The sequence below is a fragment of the Corynebacterium kefirresidentii genome, assembly GCF_016599755.1.
Classification (GTDB): domain Bacteria; phylum Actinomycetota; class Actinomycetes; order Mycobacteriales; family Mycobacteriaceae; genus Corynebacterium; species Corynebacterium kefirresidentii.
Genome location: NZ_CP067012.1, coordinates 1,728,451 through 1,743,702 on the forward strand (window position 1 = coordinate 1,728,451; position 15,252 = coordinate 1,743,702).

At 59.5% G+C, this 15,252-nt stretch carries 13 protein-coding genes; 5 read left to right on the forward strand and 8 right to left on the reverse strand.

From position 1 onward, the window contains the following. Window positions 1-23: 23 nt before the first annotated feature. From I6I12_RS08275 to I6I12_RS08285, 3 genes are read right to left on the reverse strand one after another with little or no spacing between them, the layout of a single operon-like run. Entirely contained in the window at window positions 24-401 is a 378-nt protein-coding gene (locus I6I12_RS08275) for a hypothetical protein (RefSeq protein WP_049361462.1), read from the reverse strand. After that, window positions 401-1,270 (reverse strand): PIG-L family deacetylase, encoded by an 870-nt coding sequence (locus I6I12_RS08280; protein ID WP_200287786.1) that lies wholly within the window; start codon window positions 1,268-1,270, stop codon window positions 401-403. Before I6I12_RS08280 ends, I6I12_RS08275 begins: the two co-directional genes overlap by 1 nt. Next, entirely contained in the window at window positions 1,260-2,891 is a 1,632-nt protein-coding gene (locus I6I12_RS08285; protein WP_034656438.1) for an ABC transporter family substrate-binding protein, read from the reverse strand. The genes I6I12_RS08280 and I6I12_RS08285 overlap by 11 nt, the downstream gene beginning before the upstream one ends. 88 nt (window positions 2,892-2,979) lie before the next feature. Here I6I12_RS08285 and I6I12_RS08290 point away from each other — a divergent pair, with 88 nt between their 5' ends. Continuing rightward, window positions 2,980-3,642 (forward strand): GOLPH3/VPS74 family protein, encoded by a 663-nt coding sequence (locus I6I12_RS08290; protein ID WP_023021852.1) that lies wholly within the window; start codon window positions 2,980-2,982, stop codon window positions 3,640-3,642. A gap of 11 nt (window positions 3,643-3,653) precedes the next feature. On the opposite strand, the gene typA is transcribed toward I6I12_RS08290, so the two are convergent. Further along, on the reverse strand, window positions 3,654-5,564 hold the full coding sequence (gene typA / locus I6I12_RS08295; protein ID WP_086588097.1) for a translational GTPase TypA: 1,911 nt from the start codon (window positions 5,562-5,564) through the stop codon (window positions 3,654-3,656). Between the two features lie 275 nt (window positions 5,565-5,839). Here typA and I6I12_RS08300 point away from each other — a divergent pair, with 275 nt between their 5' ends. The 3 genes from I6I12_RS08300 to I6I12_RS08310 are packed head-to-tail and all read left to right on the forward strand — an operon-like array spanning window position 5,840 to window position 8,056. After that, window positions 5,840-6,568, forward strand: a complete 729-nt coding sequence (locus I6I12_RS08300) for an Rv1157c family protein (protein ID WP_200287788.1) — start codon at window positions 5,840-5,842, stop codon at window positions 6,566-6,568. Continuing rightward, the gene (locus tag I6I12_RS08305) at window positions 6,569-7,105 is read left to right on the forward strand and encodes a ribonuclease FAU-1 family protein (protein ID WP_200287790.1); all 537 of its coding nucleotides are present in this window, start codon (window positions 6,569-6,571) and stop codon (window positions 7,103-7,105) included. 3 nt (window positions 7,106-7,108) lie between these two features. After that, a complete protein-coding gene (locus I6I12_RS08310) occupies window positions 7,109-8,056 on the forward strand; it encodes a DUF808 domain-containing protein (RefSeq protein WP_200287792.1) in 948 nt (315 codons plus the stop codon). 24 nt (window positions 8,057-8,080) lie between these two features. On the opposite strand, the gene zupT is transcribed toward I6I12_RS08310, so the two are convergent. Together zupT and I6I12_RS08320 are read right to left on the reverse strand one after the other, a co-directional pair. Beyond that, window positions 8,081-8,878: a zinc transporter ZupT gene (gene zupT, locus I6I12_RS08315; protein WP_200287794.1), complete on the reverse strand. Its 798-nt coding sequence runs from the start codon at window positions 8,876-8,878 to the stop codon at window positions 8,081-8,083. A gap of 34 nt (window positions 8,879-8,912) precedes the next feature. Next, on the reverse strand, window positions 8,913-10,850 hold the full coding sequence (locus I6I12_RS08320) for a BCCT family transporter (protein WP_200287796.1): 1,938 nt from the start codon (window positions 10,848-10,850) through the stop codon (window positions 8,913-8,915). Between the two features lie 191 nt (window positions 10,851-11,041). On the opposite strand from I6I12_RS08320, the gene I6I12_RS08325 reads away from it, so the two are divergent. Continuing rightward, window positions 11,042-12,133, forward strand: coding sequence for a hypothetical protein (locus tag I6I12_RS08325; protein ID WP_200287798.1), 1,092 nt, complete (start codon window positions 11,042-11,044; stop codon window positions 12,131-12,133). Window positions 12,134-12,160: 27 nt separating this feature from the next. Here I6I12_RS08325 and selB read toward each other — a convergent pair whose 3' ends face one another. Both selB and selA read right to left on the reverse strand, forming a co-directional pair. Further along, on the reverse strand, window positions 12,161-13,933 hold the full coding sequence (gene selB, locus I6I12_RS08330) for a selenocysteine-specific translation elongation factor (protein ID WP_200287800.1): 1,773 nt from the start codon (window positions 13,931-13,933) through the stop codon (window positions 12,161-12,163). After that, window positions 13,934-15,196: an L-seryl-tRNA(Sec) selenium transferase gene (gene selA, locus I6I12_RS08335; RefSeq protein ID WP_234288194.1), complete on the reverse strand. Its 1,263-nt coding sequence runs from the start codon at window positions 15,194-15,196 to the stop codon at window positions 13,934-13,936. Window positions 15,197-15,252: the final 56 nt, after the last annotated feature.

The following is a 15,252-nucleotide window of genomic DNA, read 5'->3' on the forward strand; positions in this document are numbered from 1 at the left end:
GATTTGGGGTGATTAATAGTATGTCACTTCTGCTTAAAAAATGGCCAAACGCCGCCGCCTATCCCCGCCAAAAGCAGGAGCAGACTGAGAATATTATTGGCCAAGAGCATGTCTCCAGTCATTGGCACCATCAGCATGAAGGCGAAAAAGCCCAAGCACCATACGATGAGCGGGATGGCGCTGACTACCGGCGTGCGGCTCCACAAGCGGGCGGTGCGGGTAAGCACGGAGTTGAACCACCACGCGATCACAATCGTAATGGGAAAGGCTACGCTCGCCCCATTCGATAGCGGGATGCGGGCGGTGAGATAAATGACCTCGAGAAATACCGAAAGCAACGCGCCAATAGCCAACCACACCAGGCCGGTTACCTGCTCGCCGCGGCTAAAATCCGTGCGCATCACAGCCCACCGAGCAAATCATCGGCCGGCTCGCCTTGACCCAGTTGGAAGTATTCGGCAGGCAGCAGCGGCATAACTAGCAGATTGGACAGGCCAAAGGCGCCGGGCACGCGCTCAGGTTCATGGAGCGCGGCCACAGCGGACGCGGGATTGGTGCGGGTGGTGGAGCCATCGGCCAACCAAATTTGGGAGGCGTGAGCGCGCATGGCGCGGCCTTTGGCGTCCAAGGCGGCGTCAGAAAGAGCGACAGTGACATCAGCACCCTCGTTGGTGAAATTGTCCAAGTACTCCTGGCTGGGCTTGGTCCATCCAGCTGGGGCATCGAGGGTTTCCAGGCCGCCGTAGTTAGCGGCGCGTTCAAAAATGCCGTACCAAATGCGTGTGCTTGGCGACGCCGCCTTCATTACCGCCTTATGCACCGCAATGTGGTCCGGGTGGCCGTAACCGCCATCAGGCCCGTAGGTCAAGATGACGTGGGGCTTAATCGTCTCGAGCTCGTCGCTCAGGAAATCGGCCGCCTCCTCGATGCGATTGACCAGCGCGCGCGAATCTTCGTGGGAGGGTGAGCCCGCCATGCCGGAGTCACGGAAGTGACCGAAGCCGCCGAGCTGGATTCCCTTTACTCCAAGAGCCTCCAGTGCGTTAGCCAATTCGCGAGCGCGAAAGCCGCCGAGCTGATCATGGTCGGCCAGGCCCTGGTAGGGCTCACCAATAACCTCGCCGTCCTCGCCCAAGGTGAGCGTAATAACGGTGACCTCGGCGCCGCGTGCGGCGAGGCTCGCCAGGGTACCGCCCATAAAAAGGGTTTCATCATCCGGGTGGGCATGGACTGCCACCACGCGATAGCCGGTTAAATCCTTAGTCTTCATCTATCCTCCAGCGGGGCGCGGTGATAAGACCCCCGTCCCAATCATCAATGCTTTGGCCGGGGCCTACAATACCCTTCCCGAGCGCGTGGATACGCGTCTCATCCATCAACGGCACGTAGAGCGCTTCTTTAGAGTTCACTTCTCGAATGCGGCCGAGCGCCTCCTTCGGGCTCATGGTCCCGGACAAGATTTCCTCGCGAATCTCGTCCGCATTCTCCGGACAGATTCCGGACAAATCGCCTGCCAGTGGTTGTTTATTATCGCAGCTAAAGATATTTGCCGCGGCCAACGAGTTCAAGGAGATATCTTCCCAAGTAACCACGGCATCCACATCGCCTTCTGGCAAAAGCTTGGAGGTTATTGTGGTCAGGCGCTCGGAAACCACCTCGGCATCTATCCCGTGGGCTTCCAGAACATCGTAGAGGGTATTTGCCGCGGCCAAGGCAGTGGGGCTAGTAGGATCTACCGCAAAGCGAATCGGTTTTTTGCTGGCGCGTGCGCGCAACGCAGTAAGATCCGTGTCTTTGCTTATAGGGTTATGTCCGGGCTCCAGATTGGAAGCGCGGCCGGTGGCCAAGCGGGCGACCTGATCCGTATCAATCAGTGAGGCTAATCCGCGGCGCTCTGCCCTTTCTTCCAATGCGCCTTCTGCAGTAGACATATGCAGGCGCAATTGGCGTGGGCGAGTAAGTGCTTTTTCAGAGACATGTCCTAAAAGACCCAACGCCTCCTCTGAGGTTTGGTCCGGAGTAAAGTCCGCGAATCCGATCTGTCCGGAGCGCAGCATATTCAGCGCTTGGGTGCTATCGCGCACCTCACTGAGCTGGATGACATCCACTTGGGCCGGATTAGCGCCCCAGAACCGATCATTTCGGTTCAAGGTAATGACTCCGCGGCCGCGGTCCACGCTATCGACAAGGAAGCGTCCGGCCGATGCCGGAATCTTATCCGCTAATGCGGAGCCGAAATTATCATCTTGCAATAAGTGCGAAGGCAGTAGGTTATGGAAGAGCAGGTGCCAGTCCTTAACCTTCTGGGAAAAATCCACCGTGACTACGCGACCACCATCAGAGGTATTCACGGCCGAGATGGCGTGGTAGCCAGCGGGATCTCGCACACCGGCGGTCGTGGTCATCTGCTTCCACAAGTAGCTAAAGTCCGCGCCAGAGATAGGCGTACCATCTGACCACTGCGCAGGTGAAGCAATAACGTAGCGCACTCGCTGCGCTACCCCCTTGGGGGCATTTACCTCGGCGGCGGATTCCAGGATATCGGCGTCCCTCTGACCGCCGTGGAAGGTTGAAGGCAACACCAGTTCCGCAATCTGGTCCACCAGCTCGGAATTATTGGCCACCAAGTGCGGGTTTAATCCCGCGCGCAAGGGATCTACGCCCACTGAGATAGTAGGACGCTTGGCGGAATCGGTGTCTTGGGGTGGCTCTTCTTGCTGTTTTGCAGTGGTGGTGGCCTGATCCTCTTGCAGCGCGGAGGCATTATCCTCCACCACCGGTGGAGGGCCAGGGTTAGCCGCGCAAGCGCTTAAGAAAACAAGGCTAGCGGCGCTCAGCACCGCCGCCATTGCCGACGCCGCGCGCCTTGTTGAAGCCGGATTCTTTTTCATCGCGGACTACTTTAGTCCCTCTACCCCGCCGGAACGAAGATATTCGGCGCTAGACTCAGGCTCAGACCGCAACTTTGAGGGAGGCACCATGCTGATTTGCCAAGAAATGTTCCTGCTATTAACTAAAGACAATGGCAAGAAAGAAGACTGGGTGTCCAATAATGAGGCCGCCCTACGCGCTACCGTCCTCGCGGACCTACTGCTGGGCGGGCACGTCGAACTTGCGGAAAAGAAAAAGGTAGTAACTACCACCCAGCGCCCGAAGAACCCAGTTTTGGCCTGGGCCTGGGAGGAGTTACAGCAGCGCAAGACCGCCAGTACGAAGGAGCTCTTGGAAGCTTCTTGGTTTACCCCACGGGAAATCATCGCCTTGGATTTCCACGCGAATGGCCAGCTCGACATAGAAAAAGCCAAGTGGTGGCAATGGGGCGGCGACCGCTACATCATGACGGACTTGGAATTAGAGCACCAACTGCGCGAGCGGCTGGTCGCGGTGCTGGAAGCACAACGTCCAGCCGAGGTTAATGACGTCATCATCCTCGATATCCTCCGCGAAGTCTCCGGTGCCTATACTCTGCTCAAAAATGATGCGGAGGGTATGAAGCGACGGGAAATGCGGGCACGCATTCAGGAGATCAAAAAGGAGGTGACATATGACAAAACCGCCTCCTCAGCGGTTAAGGCCGTAGTAGAGGAGGCGGCAGCAGTAGCGGCAGTGGTTGCCACTTCAGCGGCAATCACTACCACCTAAGGCGGTGCTCACTACTTATTCATCTGCTTCGCGCGAGCAGCCGCACGCTTGCGGTCGGTAGCGGAAAGCTCTACCTTGCGCACGCGCAGGACGTCCGGGGCGACCTCGACGCACTCGTCGTTGCCACAGAATTCCAGTGCTTCTTCCAAGGAAAGGGTGTGTGCCTTGGCCAGGGTGACCGTGGCCTCCGCAGTAGCGGAGCGCATATTGGTCAGCTTCTTTTCCTTGGTGATGTTGATGTCAATATCCTCATCACGGTTATTGGCGCCAACGACCATGCCCTCATAAGCCTCGGCGCCCGGCTCGACGAAGAAGTTGCCGCGGTCAGCCAACTGCGTCAGCGCGTACTGGGTGATCTGGCCGGTGCGGTCAGCCACCAGGGAACCGGTCGGGCGGGACTTGATATCGCCGGCCCAGACATCCAGGCCGTCAGAGATGGAGTTAGCGATACCGGCACCGCGGGTCTCGGTCATGAACTGGGTGCGGAAGCCGATGAGGCCACGGGCAGGAACGCGGAAGATCATGCGTACCCAGTCGCCCTCGCGCACATCCATGGCCTGCATCTGGCCCTTGCGGGCGGCCAGCAGCTGGGTGATAGCACCTTGGTGCTCGGACGGGGAGTCAATGGTGAGGATCTCGTATGGCTCGTAGGTCTTGCCGTCGATTTCCTTGGTCACAACCTGCGGCTTGCCAATCGTCAGCTCGAAGCCTTCGCGGCGCATGGACTCAATCAGCACGGACAGCGCCATCTCGCCACGGCCCTGTACCTCCCAAGCGTCGGGGCGCTCGGTGGGCAGCACGCGCAGGGAAACGTTACCGATGAGCTCTTGCTCCAAGCGGGCCTTGACCATACGCGCGGTGAGCTTATCGCCGCCGCCCTGGCCTGCCATCGGGGAGGTGTTCACGCCGATGGTCATGGAGATGGCCGGCTCGTCTACGGTGATGCGCGGCAAAGCCTCAGGGTGCTCCGGATCGGCGATGGTGTCACCAATCATGACGTCAGAAATGCCGGAGATAGCCACGATGTCACCGGCGATGGCTTCCTCGGCCGGCTGACGCTCGAAGCCGACGGTGCGCAGCAGCTCGGCGACCTTCACGGTCTTGGTGTGCTGGTTGCCATCCTCGTCGTAGTGGATCCAGGCCACCTGCTGGCCCTTCTTAATGCGGCCGGCGTAGATACGCAGCAGCGCGATACGGCCTAGGAAGTCGGAGGCGTCCAGGTTGGTCACGTGCGCCTGCAGTGGGGCGTCGACGGTAGCGGAAGGCTCTGGGAGGACGTTATAGATGACGTCGAAAAGCGGCTGCAGATCCTCGCCCGCAGGGACGTTGCCATCGCCTGGGTTCTCGGTGGAGGCAACGCCGGCGCGGCCGGAAGCGTAGAGAACCGGCAGGTCCAGCAGCTCCTCGGCGGCGGCTGCAGCTTCCTCATCCTCCAGGCCGGCGGCGATTTCCAGCAGGAGGTCCTGGGACTCGGAGACAACCTCGTCGATGCGGGCATCCGGGCGGTCAGTCTTGTTCACGCAGATGATAACCGGCAGCTTGGCTTCCAGTGCCTTGGTGAGCACGAAGCGGGTCTGCGGCAGCGGTCCCTCGGAGGCATCGACGAGCAAGACGACGCCATCCACCATGGAAATACCGCGCTCGACCTCGCCACCGAAGTCGGCGTGGCCTGGGGTGTCGATGACGTTAATAATCAGGTCCTGGCCGTCCTTGCCTAGGCCCTTGCGGTGAATGGCCGTGTTCTTGGCCAGAATGGTAATGCCGCGCTCGCGCTCCTGATCATTGGAGTCCATGACGCGGTCCGTGTGTTCACCGTGGTCACCAAAGGCGCCGGACTGCTCCAGCATGCCGTTGACCAGGGTGGTCTTGCCATGGTCAACGTGCGCGACGATGGCAACATTACGGAACTCGGTATTACTCACTAGTGGGGTTCTCCTTCGGAGGATCTACAGCGCTTGCGCGCGCGAATTTGATCTTGAACGAGCTCCCACGATACCCCCTTAAAGGGCCAAGTGCAGCATTGGGGATGGCTTTACCCCGTAACGCACCGTATAGGGAGAGCGAGAATTCTTATAGATTGCCAAAATACTTGACACTGTCCCTGCCATCACTATCGTTACTGTAGGTAATATTGTTACAAATGTGACAACTGGGGTTTAACTCCCTTTCCCGAGACCGCACCCAAGGAATTGATAACGTGAGCCACGCCCGCACCACTTGGCGCCTGTCCGGCCGTACCGGTTATATCGCCGCTGCCACGGCCGCGCTCATCGGCCTCGCCTCTCCGCTCGTCGCCCCTGCGCAGGCATCCGCACCGGATCTTTCTTCCTTAGTGCAGCAGGCATCGACCCATAGCCCGCTGGACGAGCTCGGCCGCCCCAATCAGGAAACCCAAGATCGCATCCGCGCCTTCGCGGCTCAACCGTGGATTCCAGAGGATGCCCGCAACGCCATCCTATCCGGCCTCGCATTCTTCGCCGGCGGCGGCGATGGCAAGGGCGGCGTGGCTATGCCGGAAGGCAATAACCCGAATTTCCGGCAGTTTTATTGGCCCACGGTCTCCGCGCATTGCATAGGCGGCACCAGCGATGCCATGGGCTCGGCCATTGCCGTACCTGGCCCCACGGAAATGCCGGCACCCGGCGCAAAACCGGGCGAAACCGTCTTCCTCTTTACTGCTCTTGGTACCCCTCCGGCCGCGCGCGAGCAGGGCGAAATGAATGTGCAGTGGTTCAACCTGGATAACCTGCGCAGCGGCATCACCCCGCTGAATAACAACGGCATCAACCAGGATGGCCCCACTACCTTGTCCGGCACCGCCCAGACCGGCAAAGGCACCGTTATCGCGCTGCTATCCGGCGGCGTTAATACCCAAGAGTCCCACTGCAAATTCGCCCCCACTGCTGCTTTCCTTGAGGTGAAGTAGATGGCGGCGGACCTCCATCCGGTCAAGCGCGAGACCTTTAATACCGCCGATTACACCAATACCGACCCCAAAGGTTTCCTGCGCGAGGTCGATACCTACACCGAAACCGAGTTTGGTCTGTACATGGCGCGCGGTGCCGATCACCCACGCTTTGGTTACCTAGAATCGTGGCTGCTCCCCGGCCTTAACCTGCGTGCCAATATCTTTCACTTCCGTCCGGGCGTAGACGTCCACCAAGATTTTTATATCGACGTTGCCGAAATCCAGCGCGATGGTGCGCTCTGGACCACCCGCGATCTTTATGTGGACCTGGTCGCAACGCGCGGCGAGCCCATTTCCGTGCTCGATATTGATGAGCTCTCTGCCGCCACCTCCGCTGGCTTGATTACTGCCGAGGATGCAGAAAAAGCGATCGACACCACCCTAACCGCAGTGGAAGGCATTACTCGCAGTGGTGACGATGCGATGGCTTGGTTGGCACATCAAGGGATAAACTTGACGTGGTCCAATGACATTACCCTAGCCCCAGAAGGATAATTTATGGCCGGTGGCCTATTTGCACTGCTTGACGACGTCGCCTTGATCGCCCGCTCCGCAGCTTCCAGCGTCGACGATGTGGCCGCACTCGCGGGCAAGACCTCGGTGAAAGCCGCTGGCGTCGTAGTCGATGATACCGCGGTAACCCCGCAATACGTGGAAGGTATTAAGCCGCAGCGCGAGCTGCCGATGATTTGGCGCATCACCAAGGGCTCGCTTATCAATAAGCTCGTTATCATCTTGCCCATCGCGATGATCCTCTCCTGGATCGCGCCGTGGGCACTCACGCCTATCTTGATGTGCGGCGGTACCTACCTTTGCTTCGAGGGTGCCGAGAAGATCTTGCACCACCTTCTTCCCCACCGAGAAAAAGAAACCGAATCAGTCCAGGAAAAGGGTGCCGACGCCGAAGACAGCTTGGTCAAGTCCGCGATTACCACTGACCTCATCTTGTCGTCTGAAATCATGGTCATTTCCTTGAACGAGGTCATCGACCAGCCGTTCTGGATGCGACTCGGGGCCCTCATTTTCGTCGGCATCTTATTGACCTTGGGTGTCTACGGCGCCGTGGGCCTATTGGTCAAGATGGACGATATTGGCATGGCTTTAAATGAGCGCCACAATGGCAAGTCCACGGTGGGCAACGCGCTTGTCAAAGGCATGCCCATTGTGCTCGATATTATCGGCATCATCGGCACCGCCGCGATGCTATGGGTCGGCGGCCATATCGTGGTCAAGGGCCTGCACGAATTCGGCATGAATCAGCCGCACGAATTCATCGTTTCCGTGACCGAAAAGATTTCTAATGGCGCCCTGGCTTGGCTGGCAGAGACCGGCATGTCCATGGTTTGCGGACTGGTTCTCGGCACGGTCATCGCCACCATCGTCATGGCGGTCAAGGCCTCCTTTGGCGAGTCCTCGGCCTCCTCTGCCAAGCAGGCGGAGGCTTAGGCTTAAATCACCACAGCCCAGCAGCTACATAAATAGCATGAGCGATACCGCCATTACGGCCATGCCGGCGATCAGGCCATAAATGGCATGGTGATGCTCGCCGGTTTCTTCGGCGGTGGGCAAAAGCTCATCCAGTGAGATAAAGACCATGATGCCGGCGATGGCGGCGAAGCTGATTCCCATCGTGGCCGGCCCAATAACCGGCATGAGAAGGCCGAAACCAATGAGTGCGCCAATCGGCTCTGCCAGTCCAGACAAGGTGGCCCACCAAAAGGCCTTCGTGCGTGATCCGGTTGCCTCCCGCAGCGGGACGGCCACCGCGATGCCTTCTGGGATATTGTGAATGGCGATTGCCACCGCCACCGGCACCGCGATTTCCTTAGATTCCAGGCCGGATAGGAAGGTCGCAAACCCCTCGGGGAAATTGTGCAGCCCCAGCGCACAGGCGGTAAATACGCCAGTTTTCATCAGCTTTTTGCGGCGGGCTTCTTCAGCCGTCGTAGCCGGCTCATGGGGATTGATCTCTTCCGGCACGAGCCGGTCAATGATGGCGATAACGGCAATGCCAGCAAAGAAGGCACCGACGGCGGCCCAGGTGCCAGCGGTTTCTCCCCCGAGGGCGTCGGAAAGCTGGGACATGCCTTCGGGGAGAATCTCCATGAAGGAGACGTAGAGCATCACACCGGCCGAAAGACCTAGAGCTGCAGCCATGAAAGCCGAGCCCGGCTGGCGCTTTCCCACCGCCAAGGCTCCGCCAATCGAGGTCGATAGCCCCGAAAGCAGCACCAAGGCGAAGGCGAAAACAAAGGTACTAAGAGTCATAGCTGGCACCCTACCTGATAATAATTATCAGGTATTAACCCTCATCTTTGTCCTCAGGCACAGGAGAGATAAATTCGCCATTCTTGATAGAAGGATCATTATCCACGTACTCGCCTGTCTCGTAGTCATAGCCCACAGCGTGGCCTTCCTCGTCCGTGCGCGCGTACCAATCGGTCACCTCTGCTGCAGTGGAGTTAAAGTGCGCGCCCGTTGCATAGTCCCCCTCCGTCGGTTCAATGGACAAGGCAAAATTATCGCCATAATCGCGCACGCCACGCACAATCGCATTAGAAACCGCCTCATCCTCGTAGAAGTGACGGATAGAGATTGGATCATGGCGCAGCTCGCGCACCAGCGCGATACACATAAGCACAATGATGACCGCAAATGGCAGAGAGGTAATCGTAATAAGATTCTGCAGGCCCTGCAGCGCATTGCGTCCGCCAGCGAGCAAAATGACCACGGCGATGCCGGCCATGCACACCACCCAAAAGACGGTAACAATAGGGTTTGGCTTGGGGTTACCCCGCTGCGTGAGCTGCGAGTTCACAATGGATGCGGAGTCCGCCGTGGTAATGAAGAAGACAACCAGCATGAGAATGACAATGGGTGCCATCCACTCCGCACCTGGGAAATGGTCCAGGACCTTAAAGAAGATATCTTCTGCCGCCGGCATAGAGTCAATAGTGCCGTCCGGGGCGATATCGCCATCGCGGCGCTGCAGCCAAATGGTGGTGCCACCAAGAATGGTAAAGGCAGCAACAATGATGGCCGATGGAATAAGCAGCACGCCAAGCACGAATTGGCGGATGGTACGCCCGCGCGAAATCTTGGCTACGAAAACACCCACAAACGGTGACCACGATACCCACCAAGCCCAGTAGAAGGTGGTCCATGAGGAGAGGAATGCCACCATATCTTCGCCCTCGCCCATATTGGCAGAGAGCATCTGCGGCATTTCATCGAGATACTCAATCACCACTGCCGGCAACATGTTGATCAAGAAAGCGGTGGGACCTACCACGAAGAAGAACAGCGCCAGCGCAAGCGCTAGCACCAGGTTGATATTTGAGAGCCAACGAATGCCCTTAGCCACGCCCGAAACGGCCGAAAAAATCGTGCCGATAGACAGCACCACGATAATGATCAGCGCCGCAGTATTGCCGGTGGTGGACCAGCCGCTAACCAATTCCACGCCGCGGCCGATCTGCAGCGCACCAATGCCCAAGGTCGCGGCGGTACCAAAGAGCGTGGCAATAATGGCCAGGCCGTCGATGATGCGCGCCGGCAGGGAATCCGTAGAACGATTGCCAAAAAGCGGCATCAAGATGGAACTCATCAGGGGAACGCGGCCGCGGCGGAAAGACACATAGGCCACGCACAAGCCCACGATGGCATAGATTGCCCAAGCATTAAATCCCCAGTGCATTGCGGCCTGAGCCATTGCCCCAAGCACGGCTTTATCGCTAGCTGCCTCGTACGCGCCTGGCCGCGGCGAAAGGTAGTAGCTCAGCGGTTCGAAGGGGCCGAAGAAAATAATGCCGATACCAATGCCAGCACCAAAGAGCATCGCAGCCCAGCTCACCGTGGAAAACTCTGGCTTCTCCCCATCGAGCCCCAGTGGAATCTTTCCGTACTTGGAAAAGGCCAAGATGAGGAGCAAAAACATCAGGAACGTAGCCAAGGCAGTAAAAATCCAACCCAAGTTGCGCATTACCCAATCCAGCGCGGCCGAAGAGGCATCAAAGACTTGCTCGGGCGCAACCACACCCCAAATGACGAAGGCCATGACCAGGCCGCCGACCGCCACAAGGATCGGCTTATCCACTCCATATTTAACCTTCTGATCCTCAATGGAAACGCCCGGCACCAGCGCAGGGTGGATATTATGCGGGTACATAATGTCTTTGAGAATGCGCTTTGCGTTACGGGTGCGTTTTTTACTTTCTTCCGAGCTATTTACCCCGCGCACAGGGCGGGATGAAGAAGACGGTGAAGAAGAGATGGTTCTACTCCTATTCTATTTTCAGGCGTCACTTTGAAAGAGCTGTCTACACATTAATAAAAACTCGCTGGATATAAAGCTGGCATCAGCCTTACCCCCATATGCGTAAAATAGGTCCAGCATTGTTTACCGGCCTTAAACCTTGGGAGTGACTTTCTATGGCGCTTTACCCGCTCGCGACTAGTTACTTCGGCGTGGAGCATGTCGCAGTCCTTGAGCACCCCGTGCTGGGCACCGCGTTGAGCATCCCCGGCGTGGCCGAGCACGCAGCGCTTGTCGATGTCTCCCTAGAGCCCGATACCTACACCAACGGCTGGCGCATCCGCTCAGACTTCGGCTTTTTAGGTTTTTTGGATGAGGTAGAAGCCGCGGAATATCCCGCCCTAGAGCGTTTGAAAAACTCGTTTGCCCAGCCACAGACTAGTGCCACAGTGGAAGTAGTAGACGGCAAGGTGGAGGTTGCCGTGTCCCTCGGCATGTGGCCGTGGATGGTTCCGGTCAATGACCAGCCCCAAGGAACCGCGCTGCTAGCCGGTGGACGAGGCGTGCTTATCGACGTCGCCGCCGGCGACCTTTCCTCACCCCAGCTTCAGTGCATGGGTACGCAACAATTCTTCGTTACCCTGGAAGACCTTTCCGGTACGGCTGTGGCTACCTGCGACGATATGGTTCTCGGCCCCTGCGGCGATATCGCCTCGCTGCCTGGTCTGCGTGCCGCATTCGAGGCTGCTAGTGCCTCCGGAGCGGGGCTGTCCGCCCGTGCCTACACGAGCCACGGCATGCTTGCAGTCGATATCCCCGCTGATACGGCCACCACCGAGGAAATCTTCTCCCCCGCCGTCCCACCATTGCGCGTGCCTGCTCCCCAACCTGCAATTCCTGCCGCCGCACCTGCATCCATGCCCACACAGCCCGAAGTCTGGGATCACACAGTATCCGGCGAGACCATCGTCACTGCACTTCCCACGGGCTCGCGTCGTCCGCAAGGACCGCACGCGCAACCAGCCGCACCCGCTGCGCCTTCCCAGCCAGCTTCGCTACAACAAACTGCTCACTCGGCCACGCCGCCTAAAGCCAGCGCCAAGCTTGCAGAATTGGTCTCCTCTGTCCCAGGCGAGCAAAGTTTTAGTTGGCGCGTGCTCCCGGTAGCTGAGGAACCTGGCCGTTTTTCTTCCGAATCCGCGCGCGTGCGGGCTCGGCGCGTAGCACGCGAGACTTCCCACCACCGCGGAGGAAACCACCGCAAATAGCTACTGGCCCCAGCCAAAGTGTCCTTGCTAGCGCAGGGTTCTGCAGCCTCCCTCCCCGCGGCGAGTAATCCGCTGGGCATCTAAATATTCCAGGAGCGGAATGGCTACCCGTCGCGTCGTCCCCAAGGCCCGGCGGGCAGCAGAAAGCGTGAAGGGCTGTTCCAGCTCGGCCAAGTTCCGACGCGCTTCCTCTGGTGCCGAGGGCAAAAGCACGATGCCGGGCTGAAGACGCAACAGGCGCCCAGCGCGCTCAGCGGCAGCAAGCTCCTTGGTACCCAGACCCAGCTCCGCTAAATCATCTGCCTCTGGTGCCGCAAAGGGTGACGCTTTAAGTCTCTTCTCGATAACAGCAATGCCCTGCTCAGCCGCGCCGAGATCCACCCGTTGCCCAGGCAAGCGAAGCACTCCCTCACTGCTTTCTGCTTTCGCAGCGGCGATCGCAAGCCCTAGCAATCCTTCGTCGCGCAGGCCGAGGGCATCCATGGCCGCCTTGCGAGGCATTCCCTGCGCCAAGGGATGTGCGGCAGCGTGGGCATGCAGAGCATCGTTGAGTGCTTCCTTCCACCGTGTTACCTGGGAAGCGGCTATCCACCACTCGCGGAAGGCGATGATGCCTGCGGGTGGCGCGGCAGTATCGAAGCCATCGCGGGCGAGGTCTTCTAGGAGGGCGTAGCCGACGCGCCGCAGATAGGAGGCAGGATCCCTAAATGACTCCTGCGCGCTGAGTTCTTCTGCGCGGCGGCGAGCGGCACCGCGACGGTTAAGCTCTGGCGGGCGAAGATCTACTGCTTCTACCCCGGCGACGACGTGGCGGCCGCCGGGGCTGCGGACGACGAAGCGGTCGAGGAGCTGAAGGGGCAGCGGATGAGCCAAGCTAAGGCGCGCGAAATCGGGCGAAAGGGGCCGCAAGTGGCCCTCTACCCCGGCGGTACCGGTGTGGACGACGAGGTTATCTGGCAGCCCATCGAGCTCGGCGCCAAAGGTGCGGCGAATATCGAGGTGCTCCACTAGTCGCCATGCGCCTGGGCTCAGCACTACGTCGCCGCGGTGTATCTCGGCGGCATCTACTCCCCGCAGGTTGACGGCAGCGCGGGTGACAGGGCCAAGGGATTCCTGTGCGCTATTTTCGCTGTGCAGTCCCCGAATTTCCACCGTCTTTTCGCCCTCAGCTGTCACCACCTGCAGGCTATCGCCTACGCGCAAGCTGCCCGCGGCGAGTGTTCCGGTGACCACGGTGCCCGCTCCCTTCACGCTAAACGCCCGGTCGACCCACAGGCGCACTGGGGCTGTCGGATCGGGAGCAGGTACTTCAGCAAGCACATCATCCAGCGCCCGCCGCAGCTCTGCAATGCCTTCGCCGGTAGGGGCGGAGACGGGGATAATGGGGGCGTCGGCAAGCGGGGTATCTGCCAGCTCCGCACGGATCTCGGCGGTGCGATCTACGGTGGCGCGGTCGCTGCGGGTAAGTGCGATAATTCCATGCTCTACGCCCAGTGCCCGCAAGGCATCGCGATGATCGGTGGACTGGGCTTGCCACCCCTCATCAGCTGCCACCACGAAAAGGACCACTGGGGCCGGGCCTACGCCGGCAAGCATATTGCCCAAGAATTTTTCATGGCCAGGCACGTCCACGAAAGCCACATCTGCACCAGAGGGCAAGGTGGTCCAGGCAAATCCTAGGTCAATGGTGAGCCCGCGGCGCTTCTCTTCTTCCCACCGGTCCGGGTCCATCTCCGTAAGTGCGCGCACCAAGGTGGACTTGCCATGGTCTACATGGCCGGCGGTAGCAACGACGTACACCTAGCCCACCGCCTTAATCGCGGCAATGACCACGGCGTCTTGGTCTGCGGGAACGCAGCGTATATCCACTAAGCAGTTGCCCTGATGCACCCGGGCTACCACCGGTGGTTCGTGGTGGCGAAGTGCTTCCGCAAAGTGTTCTGGCAGGCTAACTGCATAACCGGGTAGCGGGTATTCGGGCGCCCCGCCACCGCCCACGCGGCCATCGTGGGGCACTACATGCGCACCGACTGCCTCCGCTATCGCTTCCGTGCGCGCGCGATGGGTCTCCCGGTCCAGATGCAATGCATCTTGCACCGCATTCGAAGGCGTGGAAATGGCAGCCTCCAAGGCGTTGAGGCGCAGCTTGTCTATACGCACGGCGCGCGCAAGTGGGTGCTTTTTCACCGCAGCAATCGCCTCCTTGGTACCGAGCAAAATTCCTGCCTGCGGGCCGCCGAGTAGCTTATCGCCGGAGGCAATGACGATATCGGCGCCGGCGCGCAGCTGGGCCTGAATATCTGGTTCCTCCGGCAATGCGGGATCATGGTTCAGCAAGCCAGAACCTAAGTCCACAATGAGCCGAGTATGGTGCTGCGCTGCTAGGCGGTGCAGCTCATCCACGCCGACTGCGGAGGTAAAGCCCTCAATGCGGAAGTTAGAAGGGTGCACCTTCAAAATGGCGCCAGTATTTTCCCCCAGCGCGCGCTCATAATCGGCCAGATGCGTGCGATTAGTCGCGCCGACTTCCTTGAGGCGCGTGGCCGTAGACTCGATGAGCTCCGGCAAACGAAAGCCCGCACCGATTTCAATAAGTTCGCCGCGCGAAATGATGACGTCTTTGCCCGGGGCGAGTGCGGCAGTGGCCAAGAGCAAGGCACTGGCGCCGTTATTGACCACGAGGGCATCTTCTGCACCGGGACAGGCCGCAAGCAGCGCAGCCGTGGCGCCAGCTCCGCGGTTTTTTGAGCGCTTGCCGGAGTCAAGGTCCATTTCCACGTCGGTATAAGAGGCGGCGTCATGAAGGGCCTCTACTGCGGCTCTCGGAAGAGGGGCGCGCCCTAAGTTGGTATGGATGATGACGCCGGTGGCGTTGATGACCGGCCGCAGGGAATGCACCCTCTGCTGACCCAGGCGCTGCGCAATTTCTGTGGGGATATCGTTGATAGGCAGCTCGCCGCGGCGTGCTTGGGCAACTGTGCGCTGAACAATTGCACGAATGGTGTGCTCGGCAAGGCGCTGTCGCGCGGTTTCTACTTCTGGCAGCTGGAGCAGCTCATCCATGCGGGGAATATTCCGACGGGGATCGGGGCTGGCTGCAGGGGTGGGCGTGGGCACTG

What these genes read in the sequence shown, in the direction of transcription:
- I6I12_RS08275 (WP_049361462.1), bottom strand. Translation starts at nt 401, where the DNA reads ATGCGCACGGATTTTAGCCGCGGCGAGCAGGTAACCGGCCTGGTGTGG.
- I6I12_RS08280 (WP_200287786.1), bottom strand. Translation starts at nt 1,270, where the DNA reads ATGAAGACTAAGGATTTAACCGGCTATCGCGTGGTGGCAGTCCATGCC.
- I6I12_RS08285 (WP_034656438.1), bottom strand. Translation starts at nt 2,891, where the DNA reads ATGAAAAAGAATCCGGCTTCAACAAGGCGCGCGGCGTCGGCAATGGCG.
- I6I12_RS08290 (WP_023021852.1), top strand. Translation starts at nt 2,980, where the DNA reads ATGCTGATTTGCCAAGAAATGTTCCTGCTATTAACTAAAGACAATGGC.
- I6I12_RS08305 (WP_200287790.1), top strand. Translation starts at nt 6,569, where the DNA reads ATGGCGGCGGACCTCCATCCGGTCAAGCGCGAGACCTTTAATACCGCC.
- I6I12_RS08310 (WP_200287792.1), top strand. Translation starts at nt 7,109, where the DNA reads ATGGCCGGTGGCCTATTTGCACTGCTTGACGACGTCGCCTTGATCGCC.
- zupT (WP_200287794.1), bottom strand. Translation starts at nt 8,878, where the DNA reads ATGACTCTTAGTACCTTTGTTTTCGCCTTCGCCTTGGTGCTGCTTTCG.
- I6I12_RS08325 (WP_200287798.1), top strand. Translation starts at nt 11,042, where the DNA reads ATGGCGCTTTACCCGCTCGCGACTAGTTACTTCGGCGTGGAGCATGTC.
- selA (WP_234288194.1), bottom strand. Translation starts at nt 15,196, where the DNA reads ATGGATGAGCTGCTCCAGCTGCCAGAAGTAGAAACCGCGCGACAGCGC.